Below are 17669 nucleotides of genomic sequence, written 5' to 3' on the forward strand. Positions count from 1 at the left end.
CAATCAGCGTGTTGAATCGTGGCGCCAGTCATGTTGACTCAATAGACCCCGCTGTAAGACACATCCCCGCCAGTAGAATTCACCGCCGGCAGAAATTGATCAGGCCAGCGGGCCATTGAGCAACGGCACAAAACGAACGGCCCCCAGTACATGCCGGGAAAAGCCTTCGTCCTCACGGATAATGAGCATCAACTGTTGCACTTCACCGGAGCCCACCGGAATGACCAGGCGCCCGCCGGGAGCGAGCTGGTCGAGCAGCGCTTGCGGAACGTCGGTGGCCACGGCGGTCACGATGATGCCGTTGTAAGGTGCCAGCGCCGGCCAGCCTTCCCAGCCATCGCCCCAACGGAAGACCACGTTGCGCAGGTTCAGCTCCACCAGGCGCTCCTTGGCGCGGTCTTGCAACACCTTGATGCGCTCCACCGAGAACACCCGCTCCACCAGTTGCGCCAGCACAGCGGTCTGGTAGCCGGAGCCGGTGCCGATTTCCAGCACCTTGTCCAAAGGCCCCGCCGCCAGCAACAACTCGCTCATGCGCGCCACCATGTACGGCTGGGAGATGGTCTGGTTGTGGCCGATGGGCAGCGCCGTGTCTTCGTAGGCACGGTGGGCCAGGGCTTCATCGACAAACAGATGCCGAGGCGTGCGCCGGATCACTTCCAGCACCTGGGCGTTGGACAAGCCCTCTTCGTACAAGCGCTGGATCAAGCGTTCGCGGGTACGCTGGGACGTCATCCCGATCCCCCGGCGCAGCAAGTCGTCTTGTTCACGGCCCATCAGCGCAGCCCCTCCAGCCAGCCATCGAGACCACTGAAGGCATCACTGAAGGTACGGTCAAACTGCAATGGGGTAATCGACACATAACCTTGCATCACCGCATGAAAGTCCGTCCCCTCTCCGCCGTCCTCGGCATCACCTGCTGCTGCGATCCAATAGCCTTCCTTGCCACGCGGGTCGACCACCTTCAACGGCGCCGCCGCACGGGCACGATGGCCCAGGCGCGTCAGCTGGATGCCGCGAATGTGATCGAGGGGCAGGTTGGGAATATTGACGTTGAGCACTGTGCGCGGCGGCAGGTTCAGAGAGCCATGGGCCTTCACCAGCTTGCGTGCGAAATACGCAGCGGTGGGCAGGTTGTCCAGTTGGCGCGAGGCAAACGAAAAAGCGAACGCGGTACGCCCCAGGAAACGCCCTTCAAGCGCTGCCGCCACGGTACCGGAATACAGCACGTCATCTCCCAGGTTTGCACCCAGGTTGATGCCCGACACCACCAGGTCCGGCTCCTGCTCCAGCAGGCTGTTGATCGCCAGGTGGACGCAGTCGGTGGGGGTGCCGTTCACACTGATAAAGCCATTGGCCAGGACTTGCGGGTGCAGCGGACGGTCGAGCGTCAGCGAACTGCTGGCGCCGCTCTTGTCCTGGTCGGGGGCAACCACCACGCACTCGGCATAATCTTCCAGCGCAGCATAGAGCGCGGCAAGGCCGGGTGCGGTGGCACCGTCATCGTTTGATATCAGAATACGCATGGGTTGTCCGTCTGCCCCACCGGCACCAGATCAACAAGCTCGCGCACCAAGACAGTGGCGAAGCATCCGGCCGGCAGGACGAATTCCAATTGCAGAATGTCCAGCGAGGGATAATGCCACGTCAAACCGCCAATGGGCAGTCGCAGAATGCGACGTTCCTGGCTCATGCCCGCATTCACCAGCCAATCGCGCAGGTCGGCTTCACCGGCGGCAACCGCCTGTTCGAGCTCAAAGGTTGCACCACTGGCAGGTGAGTCACCTTCGCCCCACTGGGGGCCGGTCGGGTGCAGGTCCAGGATCGCCAGGCGCGGGTCGCTGCATTCGGCTTCGCCTGCCGGGAAAAAACTGCGGCTGTCGGTAAACGCCAACAGGTCACCGACCTGGGCTCGCTGCCAGGAGCCGTCGGCCACACGTGCCGCCAGCACCTTGTTGAACAGGAAACTGCGCGCCGTGGACAGCAGGCGTGAACGCACATTGCGCTGCTCCGGCAAGGCTTTGCGCGCGGCCCACTCACGGGCATCGACGACGTTACCGCCGTTATGGCCAAAGCGCTGGGCACCGAAATAGTTGGGAATGCCATGCTGGGCAATCAGCTGCAACCGTGCGTCGATGGCGGCGGTATCACCGGCCAACTGCGTCAGGCGCAAGGTGAAACCATTGGCCGAATGCGCGCCGCGCTGCAACTTGCGTTTATGGCGAGCGGTCTTGAGGATCTTGAGCGTGTCGTTCTCCGCCGCACTCATGTCCGGGTCGGCCTTGCCTGGCAGCTGCACGCTGAACCATTGGCGGGTCAACGCCTGGCGATCCTTGAGCCCGGCATAGCTGACGGTGCGCAACGGCACGCCTGCCGCCTTGGCGATACGCCGCGCGGCTTCCTCGGTGTTGAGGCCACGCTTCTCCACCCACAACCACAGGTGCTCGCCCTCACCGGTCAACGGGATATCCAGCACTTCATCAACCTGGAAATCTTCGGCGGTCGCCTTCAGGACCGCGCTGCCCAAGGCCTCGCCATAGGCCCGTGGCCCCAACAGTTGCAGATCATTCATGCGCGCAGCAACAAGGCAACGGAGTGCACGGCGATGCCCTCTTCACGACCGGTGAAACCGAGCTTTTCGGTGGTGGTGGCTTTCACGTTCACTTGATCCAGTTCAATTTGCAGATCCGCGGCAATCAGCGCGCGCATCGACTCGATATGGGGGGCCATCTTCGGCGCCTGGGCCACGATGGTGTTGTCGACGTTGCCGATCTTCCAGCCCTTGGCATGGATCAGGCCGACCACATGTCGCAGCAATACACGGCTGTCCGCACCCTTGAAGGTCGGGTCGGTGTCGGGAAAGTGCTTGCCGATATCGCCCAACGCCGCCGCGCCGAGCAAGGCGTCGCTTAAGGCATGCAACACAACGTCGCCGTCGGAATGAGCCAGCAAACCATGGTGGTGAGCAATGCGCACGCCGCCCAAGGTAATGAAATCGCCTTCAGCGAAACGGTGCACATCGTAGCCGTGGCCAATACGCATAAAAAAACGCCCCGATTTAATTCAGGGCGTGATTCTACCTACTTTTGCCTCACATTAACCGAGCAAAGCACGGCCATGGTGTCGCAAATGATCTTCGATGAAGCTGGCGATAAAGAAGTAGCTGTGGTCGTAGCCGGGTTGCAGGCGCAGTTCCAACGGATGGTTGGCCGCCTTGGCCGCTTGCTGCAGGGCTTCAGGCTTGAGTTGCACGGCGAGGAAATCATCGCGGTCGCCCTGGTCCACCAGCAGTGGCAGCTTTTCCGAGGCTTCGCTGATCAGCACGCACGCATCCCACTCGCGCCATTTTGAGCGTTCTTCGCCCAAATAACGCGAGAAAGCTTTCTGGCCCCACGGGCAGTCCATTGGGTTGTTGATCGGCGAAAACGCCGACACCGACTGGTAACGCCCAGGGTTACGCAAGGCGCACACCAGCGCCCCGTGGCCACCCATGGAGTGGCCACTGATGCCGCGTTTGCCCGACGCCGGGAAATGCGCTTCAACCAACGCGGGCAATTCCTGCACCACGTAGTCATGCATCCGATAGTGCTTGGCCCAAGGTTCCTGCGTGGCATTCAGGTAGAAGCCTGCGCCGAGGCCGAAGTCCCAGGCGTTGTCCGGGTCACCCGGCACACCTGGCCCACGCGGGCTGGTGTCTGGCGCAACGATGATCAACCCCAGCTCGGCGGCCATGCGCTGGGCGCCGGCCTTCTGCATGAAGTTCTCATCAGTGCAGGTAAGCCCGGACAGCCAGTACAGCACCGGCAACTTGCCGCCCTGCTCCGCTTGCGGTGGCAGGTAGACGGCGAAGGTCATGTCGCAACCGAGCACGTCGGAATGATGCTTGTAGCGTTTATGCCAGCCGCCGAAGCTTTTCTGGCACGACAGGTTTTCCAGACTCATGGCCGACCTCAGAAGTGGATGACGGTACGAATGCTCTTGCCTTCGTGCATCAGGTCAAACGCTTTGTTGATGTCTTCCAGGCCCATGGTGTGGGTGATGAAGGTGTCCAGCGGGATCTCGCCGGTCTGGGCCATTTCCACATAGCTTGGCAATTCGCTGCGGCCGCGCACGCCACCAAATGCCGAACCACGCCAGACGCGGCCGGTCACCAGTTGGAATGGACGGGTGGCGATTTCCTGGCCGGCACCGGCCACGCCAATGATCACCGACTCGCCCCAGCCTTTGTGGCAGCACTCGAGGGCGGAACGCATCAGTTGCACGTTACCGATGCATTCAAAGGAGAAGTCCACGCCGCCGTCAGTCAGGTCGACGATCACGTCCTGGATCGGACGATCGTAGTCTTTAGGGTTGATGCAGTCGGTGGCGCCCAATTGCTTGGCGATCTCGAACTTGGCCGGGTTGATATCGATGGCAATGATGCGGCCAGCCTTGGCCTTGACCGCACCGATCACCGCCGACAGGCCAATGCCGCCTAGGCCGAAGATGGCCACGGTGTCGCCCGGCTTGACCTTGGCGGTGTTGATCACCGCACCGATACCCGTGGTGACGCCGCAACCGAGCAGGCAGACTTTTTCCAGTGGCGCTTCTTTAGGAATCTTGGCCACGGAAATTTCTGGCAGCACGGTGTACTCGGAAAAGGTCGAGGTGCCCATGTAGTGGAAAATCGGCTGGCCTTTGTAGGAAAAACGCGTAGTGCCGTCTGGCATCAGGCCTTTGCCCTGGGTAGAACGAATAGCCTGGCAGAGGTTGGTCTTGCCCGACAGGCAGAATTTGCACTGGCCGCATTCAGGGGTGTACAGCGGGATCACATGGTCGCCGACAGCCACCGACGTCACGCCTTCGCCGATCGCTTCAACCACCGCACCGCCTTCGTGACCGAGGATCGACGGGAAGATACCTTCCGGGTCCGCGCCCGACAGGGTGTAGGCGTCGGTATGGCACACGCCGGACGCGACGACGCGCAACAGCACTTCGCCCGCCTTGGGCATGGCCACATCCACTTCGACGATCTCCAGGGGCTTCTTGGCTTCGAAGGCTACGGCGGCGCGGGACTTGATCATCCGGGTTTCTCCAGGGAGTTAAAAACTGAGACGCAGAGTGTAAAACATAGCTATCTGATTAATAATCCAGGCCAAAGCAAAACTTTATTGCTGTACAGGGACAATCACCATGCTGGAAAACCGCTGGGAAGGCATCGATGAGTTTGTCGCAGTGGCCGAATGCAGCCAATTCACCGCAGCAGCGGAACGGTTGGGGGTGTCTTCGTCACACATCAGCCGGCAGGTCGCACGCCTGGAAGAACGCCTGCAAACGCGATTGCTGTATCGCAGTACGCGCAAGGTGACCCTGACCGAAGCGGGCCAGACCTTCCTGCAACACTGCCAACGCCTGCAGGATGGTCGCGAAGAGGCCCTGCGTGCGGTGGGCGATCTCGCCAGCGAGCCCAAGGGCATGTTGCGCATGACCTGCGCGGTGGCGTACGGCGAGCGTTTCATCGTGCCGCTGGTCACACGGTTCATGGGGTTGTACCCGCAGTTGCGGGTGGATATCGAGTTGAGCAACCGCCAACTGGACCTGGTGCACGAAGGCCTCGACCTGGCCATTCGCCTGGGGCGCTTGCAAGACTCGCGCATGGTTGCCAGCCGACTGGCGCCGAGGCGCATGTACCTGTGCGCGTCGCCGTCCTACTTGGCGCGGTATGGGCGGCCACATAGCTTGTCGGAATTAAGTCGGCATAACTGCCTGATCGGCAGCTCGGATATCTGGCAACTCGCCCAGGACGGGCGGGAATTTTCCCAACGTGTGCAGGGAAACTGGCGCTGCAACAGTGGGCAGGCGGTGCTGGATGCAGCATTGCAAGGCGTCGGGTTATGCCAGCTGCCGGACTATTACGTGCTGGAGCATCTGCACAGTGGTGCGCTGGTGTCGTTGCTGGAGGCGCATCAACCACCGAACACGGCGGTGTGGGCGCTGTATCCGCAGCAGCGGCATTTGTCGCCGAAGGTCAGGAAGTTAGTGGATTTCTTGAAGGAGGGTTTGGCTGGGCGGCCGGAGTACAGCCAGTGATTATTGGCTGTTTGTGCCGGCCTCTTCGCAGGCAAGCCAGCTCCCACATTGACTGCGTTCCTACAGGGTAAACGCGGTCAATGTGGGAGCTGACTTGCCTGCGATGAAACCGACGCGGTTTAACTGCCTACCCGCGATTCGCCCACCGCAGCCGCAACCACTCCAGATCTTCCGGCCGGGTCACCTTGATATTGTCCGAGCGCCCTTCGATCAGGCGCGGCGCCTGGCCGGACCATTCCATGGCTGACGCTTCATCGGTGATGACAGCATCCGCCACCAGGCTGTCGGCCAAGGCACGGTGCAAAGCACCCAGGCGGAACATCTGCGGCGTGTAGGCCTGCCAGATCAGGCTGCGGTCGACGGTTTCCACAATGCGACCGTGCTTGTCGGCGCGCTTTAGCGTGTCGCGGGCCGGCACGGCCAATAGGCCACCGATCGGGTCATCGGCCAGTTCAGCCAAGAGTTTGTCGAGATCGTCACGGCTCAGGTTGGGACGCGCAGCGTCGTGCACCAATACCCAGTCGTCATCACTGGCGCCCAGGGCATTGAGTTGCAGCAAGGCATTGAGCACCGAGCCCGAGCGCTCCGAACCGCCGTCCGCACGCTGGATACGCGGGTCTGCAGCACAGGCCAGGGTCGGCCAATAAGGATCATCCGTCGCGAGACTGACCACCAGCCCCTTGAGGTTCGGATGGTCGAGAAAACAGCCAAGGCTGTGTTCGAGAATTGTGCGCCCGCCCAGTTGCAAATATTGCTTGGGACGGTCCGCAGCCATACGGGCACCGACGCCCGCGGCAGGAATCACGGCCCAGAAGGCCGGCAAACGGTCACTCATTGGGCCAACTGGTAGAGGGTTTCGCCCTCCTTGACCATGCCCAGTTCATGACGGGCCCGCTCTTCAACGGTCTCCGTGCCTTTTTTCAGCTCAAGCACCTCGGCATCGAGGACGCGATTGCGTTCCAGCAGGCGTTCGTTTTCGGCGTGCTGGTCGGCAATTTGCTGGGTCAGGTCTTTTACCTGCGCAAAGCTGCCATTACCCACCCATAGGCGGTACTGCAGGCCAGCCAGCAACAAGAGCAAGACGAGGAACAACCAATTGGGACTGCGCATCGAATATCGGGTATCCAGTGAAAAAAGACCGCCATGCAAAACTTTTGCAGCAACTGATAGCACGAAGCCTGGAAAAACCAGGCTTGTGCTTGATAGCCATCAGATTAGCGTCGAATTACACACTGTCGTGAGTTTTCCGACGCAATCCGCCGACCTTTTACCATTTTTACCATGTAGCGATCAGCCGCGAAACTCGCCGCGACCGTTGTACTTGGCCTTGCCAGCCAGTTGCTCTTCGATACGCAGCAATTGGTTGTACTTGGAAACGCGGTCGGAACGGCACAGGGAACCGGTCTTGATCTGGCCTGCCGAGGTGCCCACGGCCAGGTCGGCAATGGTCGAATCTTCGGTTTCGCCGGAGCGGTGCGAGATCACGGCCGTGTAGCCCGCAGCCTTGGCCATCTGGATGGCTTCCAGGGTTTCGGTCAGGGTGCCGATCTGGTTGAACTTGATCAGGATCGAGTTGGCGATCTTTTTATCGATGCCTTCTTTCAGGATCTTGGTGTTGGTCACGAACAAGTCGTCGCCCACCAGTTGGATCTTCTCGCCGATCTTGTCGGTGAGGATTTTCCAGCCGTCCCAGTCGGACTCGTCCAGGCCGTCTTCGATCGAGATGATCGGGTAGCGCTGGGTCAGGCCCTTCAGGTATTCCGCGAAACCTTCGGAGTTGAACACTTGGCCTTCGCCGGACAGGTTGTATTTACCGTCCTCGTAGAACTCGCTGGCCGCGCAGTCCAGGGCCAGGGTCACGTCGGTGCCCAGCTTGTAGCCAGCGTTGGCGACGGCTTCGGAGATCACTTTCAGTGCATCTTCGTTGGACGCCAGGTTCGGTGCGAAACCACCTTCGTCACCCACCGCAGTGCTCAGGCCACGGGCCTTCAGCACAGCCTTGAGGTGATGGAAAATCTCGGTGCCCATGCGCAGGCCTTCGGAGAAGGACTTGGCGCCAACCGGCTGCACCATGAATTCCTGGATGTCGACGTTGTTATCGGCGTGTTCGCCACCGTTGATGATGTTCATCATCGGCACCGGCATCGAGTAGACACCTGGGGTACCGTTGAGGTTGGCAATGTGAGCGTACAGCGGCAGGTCCTGGTCCTGAGCAGCGGCCTTGGCGGCTGCCAGGGACACGGCGAGGATGGCGTTGGCGCCCAGGCTGCCTTTGTTTTCGGTGCCGTCGAGCTTGATCATCGCGTGGTCCAGGGCTTTCTGGTCCAGCGGGTCCTTGCCCAGCAACAGGTCACGAATCGGGCCGTTGATGTTGGCTACAGCCTTGAGTACACCCTTGCCCAGGTAACGGCTCTTGTCGCCATCACGCAGTTCCAGCGCTTCGCGCGAACCGGTGGAAGCACCGGACGGCGCGCAGGCGCTGCCGATGATGCCGTTATCGAGAAGCACGTCGGCTTCGACGGTGGGGTTGCCACGGGAGTCGAGAACTTCACGACCTTTGATGTCGACGATTTTTGCCATTGTTGTAAACACTCCAAAGTTGACGAAAACGCTCTATACCGCTCGATTTAACTTGTGGTGCACATTGTAGGAGCCGGCTTGCCGGCGATGGGCCGTATGCCTTGCGGCGATGCACCTGACGCCATCGCCGGCAAGCCGGCTCCTACACAGGGATCGTGATCTTACGCGGTTTCGACGGCAGGGAAACGCTTGACCAGTTCATCCAACTGCTTGAGTTGGGCCAGGAATGGCTCCAGCTTGTCCAGGCGCAGGGCGCATGGGCCATCGCACTTGGCGTTGTCCGGGTCCGGATGGGCTTCCAGGAACAGGCCCGCCAGGGACTGGCTGATGCCCGCCTTGGCCAGGTCCAGCACCTGGGCACGGCGCCCACCCGCGGAATCGGCGCGACCACCGGGCATTTGCAGCGCGTGAGTCACGTCGAAGAACACCGGGTATTCGAACTGTTTCATGATGCCGAAACCGAGCATATCCACCACGAGGTTGTTGTAGCCGAAGCTCGAACCACGCTCGCAGAGGATCAACTGGTCGTTACCCGCTTCCACGCACTTGTTCAGGATGTGTTTCATTTCCTGGGGCGCGAGGAACTGGGCTTTCTTGATATTGATCACAGCGCCGGTCTTGGCCATCGCGACCACCAGGTCGGTCTGGCGCGACAGGAAGGCCGGCAACTGGATGATGTCGCACACCTCGGCGACCACGGCGGCCTGTTCAGGCTCGTGGACGTCGGTGATGATCGGCACGCCGAAGGCTTGCTTGATGTCCTGGAAGATCCGCATGCCTTCTTCAAGGCCTGGGCCGCGATAGGAGGTCACGGACGAACGGTTGGCCTTGTCGAAGCTGGCCTTGAACACGTAGGGAATACCGAGTTTCTCGGTGACCTTGACGTACTCTTCACAGACCTGCATCGCCATGTCACGGCTTTCCAGCACATTCATGCCGCCGAACAGCACCATGGGCTTGTCGTTGGCAATCTCGATGTCGCCTACGCGAATGATCTTCTGGGCCATCAGGTTTACGCCTTCTTCTGATGTTGCGTCAGTGCAGCTTTGACGAAACCGCTGAACAACGGGTGACCGTCGCGCGGCGTCGAGGTGAACTCAGGGTGGAACTGGCACGCCACGAACCACGGATGATCCGGTGCCTCGACCACTTCAACCAACGCGCCGTCACCGGAGCGACCGGAAATTTTCAGGCCGGCCTCTTTGATCTGCGGCAGCAGGTTGTTGTTCACTTCGTAGCGGTGACGGTGACGCTCGACGATCACGTCCTTGCCGTAGCAATCGTGAACCAGCGAGCCCGGCTCCAGCAGGCAATCCTGCGCACCGAGGCGCATGGTGCCGCCCAGGTCGGAGGCTTCGGTACGGGTTTCGACGGCACCGGTGGCATCTTCCCACTCGGTGATCAGGCCGACGACCGGGTGACCGCTCTTGCTGTCGAACTCGGTGGAGTTGGCGTCTTTCCAGCCCAGCACGTTACGGGCGAACTCGATAACGGCCACTTGCATGCCCAGGCAGATGCCCAGGTACGGAACCTTGTTTTCACGGGCGTACTGAACGGCCGTGATCTTGCCTTCCACGCCACGCAGGCCGAAACCGCCTGGGACGAGGATCGCGTCCACACCTTCGAGCAGCGCGGTGCCCTGGTTCTCGATGTCTTCGGAGTCGATGTAGCGCAGGTTGACCTTGGTACGGTTGCTGATACCGGCGTGGCTCATCGCTTCGATCAGCGACTTGTACGCGTCCAGCAGTTCCATGTACTTGCCGACCATGGCGATGGTGACTTCGTGCTCAGGGTTGAGCTTGGCGTCCACCACGGCTTCCCACTCGGACAGGTCCGCGCCATTGCATTGCAGGCCGAAACGCTCGACCACAAAATCGTCCAGGCCTTGCGAGTGCAGGATGCCCGGGATCTTGTAGATGGTGTCGGCGTCTTCCAGCGCGATTACCGCACGTTCTTCAACGTTGGTGAATTGCGCGATCTTGCGACGCGAGGAAATGTCGATCGGGTGATCGGAGCGGCAAACCAGCACGTCCGGCTGCAGGCCGATGGAACGCAGTTCCTTGACCGAGTGCTGGGTAGGCTTGGTTTTGGTCTCGCCGGCGGTGGCGATGTACGGCACCAGGGTCAGGTGCATCAGCATCGCGCGCTTGGCGCCGACTTCGAAACGCAGCTGGCGGATGGCTTCGAGGAACGGTTGGGACTCGATGTCACCCACCGTGCCACCGATTTCGACCATGGCCACGTCGGCATCGCCGGCACCCTTGATGATGCGGCGCTTGATTTCGTCGGTAATGTGCGGGATCACCTGGATGGTTGCACCCAGGTAGTCACCACGACGCTCCTTGCGCAGCACGTGCTCGTAGACACGGCCGGTGGTGAAGTTGTTGTTCTGGGTCATGGTCGTGCGGATAAACCGCTCGTAGTGGCCCAGGTCCAGGTCAGTCTCGGCGCCGTCGTGGGTGACGAACACTTCACCGTGCTGGAACGGGCTCATGGTGCCCGGGTCAACGTTGATGTACGGGTCCAGCTTGAGCATGGTGACCTTAAGTCCCCGCGCCTCCAGGATGGCCGCCAATGAAGCGGAGGCAATGCCTTTCCCCAATGAAGAAACAACACCGCCCGTGACGAATATGTAGCGCGTCATGAAAAACCCTAGAAGTCTGCGTTAAAGCGGTCCGAGCCGCCGGGGAAAGCGAAGGAAGGCCGAAGCCCCCGATCACCTGCATTAATCACAGTGCACCTTTCAAAAAAACCGCCGCGTGGTGACAGACCAGCAATGAAGCACCGGTACGTTGATCGCTACACATTTTTTGGAATCGCCCAGCAAAGACTGCTTGGTAATCGGCAACTGCTGCGATTCAGTCGAATCCACAGAAGTTGTATCAAGAAGGGAGCGTAGTCTACCGGAAAGGCTCTATCAGCTCAAACCTTGATCGCAGGTCTGTGGCATCCAATGTAAATGCCAGTCATCACTCGGTGCACGCCAGAGTCCCGCGAGGCTGGGCGCACCCAGCAATTGCTGGCCTTGGTACAGCAGCGGCAATCTGCCACGGACGAAGCCTGGCAAGCCACTTTCGTTAAGCAGGCGCTTCAAGTCACGCCGACCGCGACCTGGTACTTCGATGATTTCGCCGCCCTGGCGGTAGCGGATCTGCAGCGGACCTTCGGGCGCCTCGCCAATCAGTTTCAACTGACCATTGCCGGGTAACTCTAGTGGGTTTTGCGGATCGGGCCAGCTCACCGCTGCGTCGGAAAATTCCGATCCTGTAGTCGGCAGCCACCAGATGCGCTGGCCACACCGGTGCACCTCGCCATCGGCCAGGCGCCATAGGGGCTGTGCATCGCCCTTGGCGTCACGCAGGGAGTGCCAACCGGCCCAGTGGCCACTGTCGGGCAAGCGGGTCAGTGGCGTCAGCCAATGGCGCAGGGCATTGCGTTGGCGGGCGTCGGACAGTTCGCACAGCGGCGCAAGCGCCAAGGATGGCAGGTGCAACCAGGGAAATGGCGAAGGCTGGCCGGCAGCACGCAGGTCCAACTGTGCCAACTCATCCAACAACCCCTGTGCCTCACTCAGGTGCTCGGCGGTGCGGCCCAGGTTGGCAACAGCCTGGGGCCAGCGCGCTGTCAACGCAGGAAAAACGCGATGACGCAGGTAATTACGGGAGAACCGCGGATCGGCGTTGGAAGGATCCTCAATCCATTTGAGTTGATGCTCGTGGGCATACGCCTCCAATGCTTCGCGGGGTACATCGAGCAACGGTCGTACCAGGTAGCCACCCGCCAAAGGACGCTGCGCCGGGATCGCCGCCAGCCCGCGCACACCCGCCCCGCGCAATAGGCGGAATAACAAGGTTTCCGCTTGATCATCGCGATGCTGGCCCGTCAGCAACACCTGCCCTGCCCCGGTCACCTCTGTGAATGCCTGGTAACGCGCGTCACGGGCAGCGCGTTCAAGGCTGGCGCCAGGTTGTACCTGCACACGCATCACGCGCAACGGCACGCCGAGGGCGTCGCAGATCGACTGGCAGTGAGCAGGCCACGCGTCGGCGGCAGCTTGCAGGCCATGGTGGACATGGACAGCGCTGAGGGGTGGCAGGGTTTCGGTGTTGGCCAGGTCGGCCAGGAGGTGCAGCAAGACGGTGGAATCCAGGCCACCGGAGAATGCGATGTGCCAGGCCGGGGCATTGCGCCAGGGGGCCAGGGTTAGCAAGAGCTTGGCGGATAAGCTGGACGTCATAACAAATGTACCGCCAATAATCTGGAATGAGATAAACCAGCCTACACAAATCAAATGTGGGAGCGGGCTTGCTCGCGAAAGCGGTGTATCAGACACCCGTTCAGTGACTGACAATCCGTATTCGCGAGCAAGCCCGCTCCCACATTTTAGTACTAGGTCGCTCTTAGAGACCGTAGCTCATCAGGCGCTCATAACGACGGGCCAGCAGTGCTTCGTTATCCAGCTTCTTGAGCATTGCCAGTTGCGAGCCCAGCTCGGCGCGGATAGTCGCCGCCGCAGCAGCCGGGTCACGGTGGGCGCCGCCCAAAGGCTCGGCGATCACTTTGTCCACGATACCCAGGCCTTTGAGGCGATCAGCGGTGATACCCATCGCTTCGGCAGCGTCTGGTGCCTTTTCGGCGGTTTTCCATAGGATCGAGGCACAACCTTCCGGCGAGATCACCGCGTAGGTTGAGTATTGCAGCATGTTCAACTGGTCGCAGACGCCGATGGCCAGCGCACCACCGGAACCACCTTCACCAATCACAGTGGCGATGATCGGGGTTTTCAGGCGGGACATGACGCGCAGGTTCCAGGCGATAGCCTCGCTCTGGTTGCGCTCTTCTGCGTCGATACCTGGGTAGGCGCCCGGGGTGTCGATGAAGGTCAGGATTGGCATCTTGAAGCGCTCGGCCATTTCCATCAGTCGGCAAGCCTTACGGTAGCCTTCCGGGCGCGGCATGCCGAAGTTGCGGCGGACTTTCTCGCGCACTTCACGGCCTTTCTGGTGACCGATCACCATCACCGGCTGGTCGTCCAGGCGAGCGATACCGCCCACGATGGCCGCGTCGTCGGAGAAGTGGCGGTCGCCATGCAGTTCGTCGAACTCGGTGAAGATGTGCTGAATGTAGTCCAGGGTATAGGGACGGCGCGGGTGGCGGGCCAGGCGCGCAATCTGCCAGCTGGTCAGCTTGCCGAAGATGTCTTCGGTGAGCGTGCTGCTCTTGTCTTGCAGGCGAGCGATCTCATCGCCGATGTTCAGCGAATTGTCATTGCCGACCAGGCGCAGTTCTTCAATCTTGGCTTGCAGGTCAGCGATCGGCTGTTCGAAATCAAGAAAATTCGGGTTCATAAGCGTCCGTCTTGGGTCGACGGCCAGGGCGTGCCTGGCCAGCCGGTTGTCTATTCGCGCCCTACCTTAAGGGAGAGGCGCGTTTAGGTCGAGATTAAATGTTTAGTCGAGATCAGACATCTCTGACCGTCAACGGTATTGGAGGAAGACGTTGTCTCGCCCGAACTGGTCACGCAAAGCTTGAATCAAGCCATCTGCGGGATCAATTCGCCAGGTCTCGCCAAACTGCAACATGGCCTTGGCGTCATTGCCGGTGTACTCCATGGTCACCGGGCACGCGCCGCGGTGGCGTTTGAGCAGGTCGCCCAACCAGCGTAGCTGATCGCCCTTGAGCGCTTCGGTTTTCACCTTCAAGCGCAAGCTTTCGGCCAAATTGGTGCGCGCATCTTCCATGCTCATCACCCGCTTGATCCGCAGGCGCAGGCCGCCGGAGAAGTCATCGTTGCTGACCTCCCCTTCCACCACCACCATCGCGTCGGTCTGCAACAGCGACTGCGCGGAATGGAACGCATCGGCAAACAGCGACGCCTCGATACGACCCGACCGGTCGTCGAGGGTGATGAAGCCCATCTTGTCGCCCTTTTTATTCTTCATCACCCGCAGGGCGATGATCATGCCGGCGACCGTCTGCGTATCCCGCGCTGGCTTCAGGTCGATAATGCGCTGACGGGCGAACCGGCGGATCTCACCTTCGTATTCGTCAATCGGGTGACCGGTGAGGTACAGGCCCAAGGTGTCTTTCTCGCCCTTGAGGCGTTCCTTGAGCGTCAGTTCCTTGGCCTTGCGATGGTTGCCGTAGACGTCTGCGTCTTCTTCGACGAACAAGCCGCCAAACAGGTCGGCATGGCCGCTGTCATGGGTGCGGGCGGTCTGCTCGGCAGCTTTGATCGCTTCTTCCATGGCGGTGAGCAATACCGCGCGGTTGCGGTCGATATTGGCCTGGTAGGCCTTGGGCTCATCATGGAAATACGGGCCGAGACGGTCGAGTGCACCGCTGCGGATGAGGCCGTCGAGTGTCCGTTTGTTGATGCGCTTGAGGTCCACCCGTGCGCAGAAGTCGAACAGGTCCTTGAATGGCCCGTCCAGGCGCGCTTCGGTGATGGCTTCCACCGGGCCTTCGCCGACGCCCTTGATCGCGCCCAGGCCATAGATGATGCGGCCTTCGTCGTTCACCGTGAACTTGAACTCCGACGCGTTCACGTCCGGCGCATCGAGGCGCAGCTTCATGGTGCGCACTTCTTCGATCAAGGTCACGACCTTGTCGGTGTTGTGCATATCCGCCGACAGTACCGCAGCCATGAACGGCGCCGGGTAGTGGGCTTTCAGCCAGGCGGTCTGGTACGACACCAGGCCGTACGCGGCGGAGTGGGATTTGTTGAAGCCGTAACCGGCGAATTTCTCTACCAGGTCGAAGATGTTACCCGCGAGGTCCGCGTCGATATTGTTGGTCGCGCAGCCCTCAATGAAACCGCCGCGCTGCTTGGCCATTTCCTCGGGTTTTTTCTTACCCATGGCTCGACGCAGCATGTCCGCGCCACCCAGGGTGTAACCGGCCATCACCTGGGCGATCTGCATCACCTGTTCCTGATACAGGATGATGCCGTAAGTCGGTGCCAACACGGGCTTGAGGCCTTCGTATTGGTAGTCCGAGTGCGGGTAGGCCAGTTCGGCACGGCCGTGCTTACGGTTGATGAAGTCGTCCACCATGCCCGATTGCAGCGGGCCTGGACGGAACAGGGCCACCAATGCGATCAAGTCTTCCAGGCAGTCGGGCTTGAGCTTTTTGATCAGCTCTTTCATACCGCGCGACTCAAGCTGGAACACCGCCGTGGTTTCGGCTTTTTGCAGCAGGGTGTAGGTCGGCTTGTCATCCAGCGGGATGAAGGCGATATCCAGCGGTTCCTCGCCGACCTTGGCGCGGTCGCGGTTGATGGTCTTGAGCGCCCAGTCGATGATCGTCAGGGTCCGCAGGCCGAGGAAGTCGAACTTCACCAGGCCGGCCGCCTCCACGTCATCCTTGTCGAACTGGGTTACCAGGCCATCGCCTTCTTCGTCGCAATAGATCGGCGAAAAGTCAGTGAGCTTGGTGGGGGCGATAACCACGCCACCGGCGTGTTTACCGACGTTACGCACAACGCCTTCGAGCTTGCGCGCCATGTCCCAGATTTCGGCGGCCTCTTCATCGACCTTGATGAAGTCGCGCAGGATTTCTTCCTGCTCGTAGGCTTTTTCCAGGGTCATGCCGACTTCAAACGGGATCATCTTCGACAGACGGTCCGCCAGGCCGTAGGACTTGCCCTGCACGCGCGCCACGTCGCGGATTACCGCCTTTGCGGCCATGGAACCGAAGGTGATGATCTGGCTTACCGCGTTGCGGCCGTATTTCTCGGCCACGTACTCGATCACGCGGTCACGGCCATCCATGCAGAAGTCGACGTCGAAGTCGGGCATGGAAACCCGTTCCGGGTTCAGGAACCGTTCGAACAGCAGGTCATATTCCAGCGGGTCGAGGTCGGTGATCTTCTGCACGTAGGCAACCAGCGACCCAGCACCTGACCCCCGGCCCGGACCTACCGGTACGCCGTTGTTCTTGGCCCACTGGATAAAGTCCATCACGATCAGGAAGTAACCGGGGAAGCCCATCTGGATGATGATATCCAGCTCGAAATTCAGCCGGTCAACGTAGACCTGACGCTTGGCCTCGTAATCCTCGGTGGTGTCCTTGGGCAGCAGAACGCTGAGGCGCTCTTCCAGCCCGTCGAAGGACACCTTGCGAAAATATTCATCGATGGTCATGCCATCGGGAATCGGGAAGTTGGGCAGGAAGTGCTTGCCCAGCTTCACTTCGATATTGCAGCGCTTGGCAATCTCGACGGAGTTTTCCAGGGCCTCGGGCAGGTCGCTGAACAACTCGGCCATCTCGTCGGCGCTTTTGAGGTACTGCTCTTCGCTGTAGTTCTTCGAGCGACGCGGGTCATCCAGGGCCCGGCCTTCGCCGATGCACACGCGGGTTTCGTGGGCTTCGAAATCTTCCTTCTTGATGAAGCGCACATCGTTGGTCGCCACCAGCGGCGCGCCCAGTTTATCGGCCAGGGCCACGGCGGCGTGCAGATGTTCTTCATCGTTGGGGCGGTTGGTACGCTGGACTTCCAGGTAGAAACGATCGGGGAAGACCTGCATCCACTCCTTGGCCAGTACTTCAGCTTCTTGAGGGTTGCCACCCAGCAGCGCGATACCGATCTCGCCCTCTTTGGCGGCCGACAGCATGATCAGGCCTTCGCTGGCCTCGGCGACCCATTCGCGCTCGATGATGATCGAGCCATTACGCTGGCCGTCGATAAAGCCACGGGAAATCAATTCGGTGAGGTTGCGATAACCCACGCCGTTCATCGCCAGCAGGCTGATGCGGCTCAGGGGGTTATCCGGGTCTTTGTTGGACAGCCACAGGTCGGCGCCGCAGATCGGCTTAATACCGGCACCCATGGCGTTCTTGTAGAACTTGACCAGGGAACACATGTTGTTCTGATCGGTAACCGCTACCGCAGGCATGTTCATGCCCACCAGGGTTTTGACCAGCGGTTTGATCCGTACCAGGCCGTCGACCAGGGAGTATTCAGTGTGCAGGCGTAGGTGAACGAATGAAGCCGGCATAGTGATCCTGTCTAGAAACGT

General features: G+C 60.5%; 15 protein-coding genes. 1 reads left to right on the forward strand and 14 read right to left on the reverse strand.

The window, feature by feature from the left end:
• Nucleotides 1–99: 99 nt before the first annotated feature.
• Genes AC0IYN_RS03875 through AC0IYN_RS03900 form a run of 6 tightly spaced genes read right to left on the reverse strand, consistent with a single transcriptional unit; the run spans nucleotide 100 to nucleotide 5063 of the window.
• The gene (locus tag AC0IYN_RS03875) at nucleotides 100–735 is read right to left on the reverse strand and encodes a protein-L-isoaspartate(D-aspartate) O-methyltransferase (protein ID WP_010563544.1); all 636 of its coding nucleotides are present in this window, start codon (nucleotides 733–735) and stop codon (nucleotides 100–102) included.
• Nucleotides 736–776: 41 nt separating this feature from the next.
• Nucleotides 777–1526 carry a 5'/3'-nucleotidase SurE gene (surE, locus tag AC0IYN_RS03880; RefSeq protein ID WP_406598342.1) on the reverse strand — a complete coding sequence of 250 codons (750 nt, stop codon included), beginning with the start codon at nucleotides 1524–1526 and terminating at the stop codon, nucleotides 777–779.
• The gene (gene truD / locus AC0IYN_RS03885; RefSeq protein ID WP_457239442.1) at nucleotides 1514–2572 is read right to left on the reverse strand and encodes a tRNA pseudouridine(13) synthase TruD; all 1059 of its coding nucleotides are present in this window, start codon (nucleotides 2570–2572) and stop codon (nucleotides 1514–1516) included. The genes surE and truD overlap by 13 nt, the downstream gene beginning before the upstream one ends.
• The gene (gene ispF / locus AC0IYN_RS03890; protein WP_141156925.1) at nucleotides 2569–3042 is read right to left on the reverse strand and encodes a 2-C-methyl-D-erythritol 2,4-cyclodiphosphate synthase; all 474 of its coding nucleotides are present in this window, start codon (nucleotides 3040–3042) and stop codon (nucleotides 2569–2571) included. The genes truD and ispF overlap by 4 nt, the downstream gene beginning before the upstream one ends.
• A gap of 54 nt (nucleotides 3043–3096) precedes the next feature.
• Nucleotides 3097–3942 carry an S-formylglutathione hydrolase gene (fghA, locus tag AC0IYN_RS03895; protein ID WP_471840590.1) on the reverse strand — a complete coding sequence of 282 codons (846 nt, stop codon included), beginning with the start codon at nucleotides 3940–3942 and terminating at the stop codon, nucleotides 3097–3099.
• Nucleotides 3943–3950: 8 nt separating this feature from the next.
• Nucleotides 3951–5063: an S-(hydroxymethyl)glutathione dehydrogenase/class III alcohol dehydrogenase gene (locus AC0IYN_RS03900; RefSeq protein ID WP_471840592.1), complete on the reverse strand. Its 1113-nt coding sequence runs from the start codon at nucleotides 5061–5063 to the stop codon at nucleotides 3951–3953.
• 109 nt (nucleotides 5064–5172) lie between these two features.
• Here AC0IYN_RS03900 and AC0IYN_RS03905 point away from each other — a divergent pair, with 109 nt between their 5' ends.
• Nucleotides 5173–6069, forward strand: a complete 897-nt coding sequence (locus AC0IYN_RS03905; RefSeq protein ID WP_471840593.1) for a LysR substrate-binding domain-containing protein — start codon at nucleotides 5173–5175, stop codon at nucleotides 6067–6069.
• 127 nt (nucleotides 6070–6196) lie between these two features.
• On the opposite strand, the gene ispD is transcribed toward AC0IYN_RS03905, so the two are convergent.
• The 8 genes from ispD to dnaE all read right to left on the reverse strand — a co-directional run bounded on the left by ispD (nucleotide 6197) and on the right by dnaE (nucleotide 17648).
• Nucleotides 6197–6904 (reverse strand): 2-C-methyl-D-erythritol 4-phosphate cytidylyltransferase, encoded by a 708-nt coding sequence (gene ispD / locus AC0IYN_RS03910; RefSeq protein WP_406598346.1) that lies wholly within the window; start codon nucleotides 6902–6904, stop codon nucleotides 6197–6199.
• Nucleotides 6901–7179 (reverse strand): cell division protein FtsB, encoded by a 279-nt coding sequence (gene ftsB, locus AC0IYN_RS03915; protein ID WP_003172294.1) that lies wholly within the window; start codon nucleotides 7177–7179, stop codon nucleotides 6901–6903. The genes ispD and ftsB overlap by 4 nt, the downstream gene beginning before the upstream one ends.
• A 180-nt stretch (nucleotides 7180–7359) precedes the next feature.
• A complete protein-coding gene (gene eno / locus AC0IYN_RS03920) occupies nucleotides 7360–8649 on the reverse strand; it encodes a phosphopyruvate hydratase (RefSeq protein WP_003189193.1) in 1290 nt (429 codons plus the stop codon).
• A gap of 161 nt (nucleotides 8650–8810) precedes the next feature.
• Complete coding sequence (kdsA, locus tag AC0IYN_RS03925; protein WP_025855140.1) at nucleotides 8811–9656, reverse strand: 3-deoxy-8-phosphooctulonate synthase; 846 nt, start codon at nucleotides 9654–9656, stop codon at nucleotides 8811–8813.
• Nucleotides 9657–9661: 5 nt separating this feature from the next.
• Nucleotides 9662–11293 carry a CTP synthase gene (locus tag AC0IYN_RS03930; RefSeq protein ID WP_010212443.1) on the reverse strand — a complete coding sequence of 544 codons (1632 nt, stop codon included), beginning with the start codon at nucleotides 11291–11293 and terminating at the stop codon, nucleotides 9662–9664.
• A gap of 273 nt (nucleotides 11294–11566) precedes the next feature.
• Nucleotides 11567–12886, reverse strand: coding sequence for a tRNA lysidine(34) synthetase TilS (gene tilS, locus AC0IYN_RS03935; protein WP_471840596.1), 1320 nt, complete (start codon nucleotides 12884–12886; stop codon nucleotides 11567–11569).
• Nucleotides 12887–13049: 163 nt separating this feature from the next.
• Nucleotides 13050–13997, reverse strand: a complete 948-nt coding sequence (locus AC0IYN_RS03940) for an acetyl-CoA carboxylase carboxyltransferase subunit alpha (RefSeq protein WP_003172288.1) — start codon at nucleotides 13995–13997, stop codon at nucleotides 13050–13052.
• 129 nt (nucleotides 13998–14126) lie between these two features.
• Nucleotides 14127–17648 carry a DNA polymerase III subunit alpha gene (gene dnaE / locus AC0IYN_RS03945; protein WP_457267347.1) on the reverse strand — a complete coding sequence of 1174 codons (3522 nt, stop codon included), beginning with the start codon at nucleotides 17646–17648 and terminating at the stop codon, nucleotides 14127–14129.
• Between the last annotated feature and the right edge of the window lie 21 nt (nucleotides 17649–17669).

It is taken from the genome of Pseudomonas sp. AC112 (assembly GCF_979253545.1).

Bases quoted from the DNA above. Each gene is read 5' to 3' on its own strand.
- AC0IYN_RS03875 (WP_010563544.1), bottom strand. From the start codon at position 735: ATGACGTCCCAGCGTACCCGCGAACGCTTGATCCAGCGCTTGTACGAA.
- surE (WP_406598342.1), bottom strand. From the start codon at position 1,526: ATGCGTATTCTGATATCAAACGATGACGGTGCCACCGCACCCGGCCTT.
- truD (WP_457239442.1), bottom strand. From the start codon at position 2,572: ATGAATGATCTGCAACTGTTGGGGCCACGGGCCTATGGCGAGGCCTTG.
- ispF (WP_141156925.1), bottom strand. From the start codon at position 3,042: ATGCGTATTGGCCACGGCTACGATGTGCACCGTTTCGCTGAAGGCGAT.
- fghA (WP_471840590.1), bottom strand. From the start codon at position 3,942: ATGAGTCTGGAAAACCTGTCGTGCCAGAAAAGCTTCGGCGGCTGGCAT.
- AC0IYN_RS03900 (WP_471840592.1), bottom strand. From the start codon at position 5,063: ATGATCAAGTCCCGCGCCGCCGTAGCCTTCGAAGCCAAGAAGCCCCTG.
- AC0IYN_RS03905 (WP_471840593.1), top strand. From the start codon at position 5,173: ATGCTGGAAAACCGCTGGGAAGGCATCGATGAGTTTGTCGCAGTGGCC.
- ispD (WP_406598346.1), bottom strand. From the start codon at position 6,904: ATGAGTGACCGTTTGCCGGCCTTCTGGGCCGTGATTCCTGCCGCGGGC.
- ftsB (WP_003172294.1), bottom strand. From the start codon at position 7,179: ATGCGCAGTCCCAATTGGTTGTTCCTCGTCTTGCTCTTGTTGCTGGCT.
- eno (WP_003189193.1), bottom strand. From the start codon at position 8,649: ATGGCAAAAATCGTCGACATCAAAGGTCGTGAAGTTCTCGACTCCCGT.
- kdsA (WP_025855140.1), bottom strand. From the start codon at position 9,656: ATGGCCCAGAAGATCATTCGCGTAGGCGACATCGAGATTGCCAACGAC.
- AC0IYN_RS03930 (WP_010212443.1), bottom strand. From the start codon at position 11,293: ATGACGCGCTACATATTCGTCACGGGCGGTGTTGTTTCTTCATTGGGG.
- tilS (WP_471840596.1), bottom strand. From the start codon at position 12,886: ATGACGTCCAGCTTATCCGCCAAGCTCTTGCTAACCCTGGCCCCCTGG.
- AC0IYN_RS03940 (WP_003172288.1), bottom strand. From the start codon at position 13,997: ATGAACCCGAATTTTCTTGATTTCGAACAGCCGATCGCTGACCTGCAA.
- dnaE (WP_457267347.1), bottom strand. From the start codon at position 17,648: ATGCCGGCTTCATTCGTTCACCTACGCCTGCACACTGAATACTCCCTG.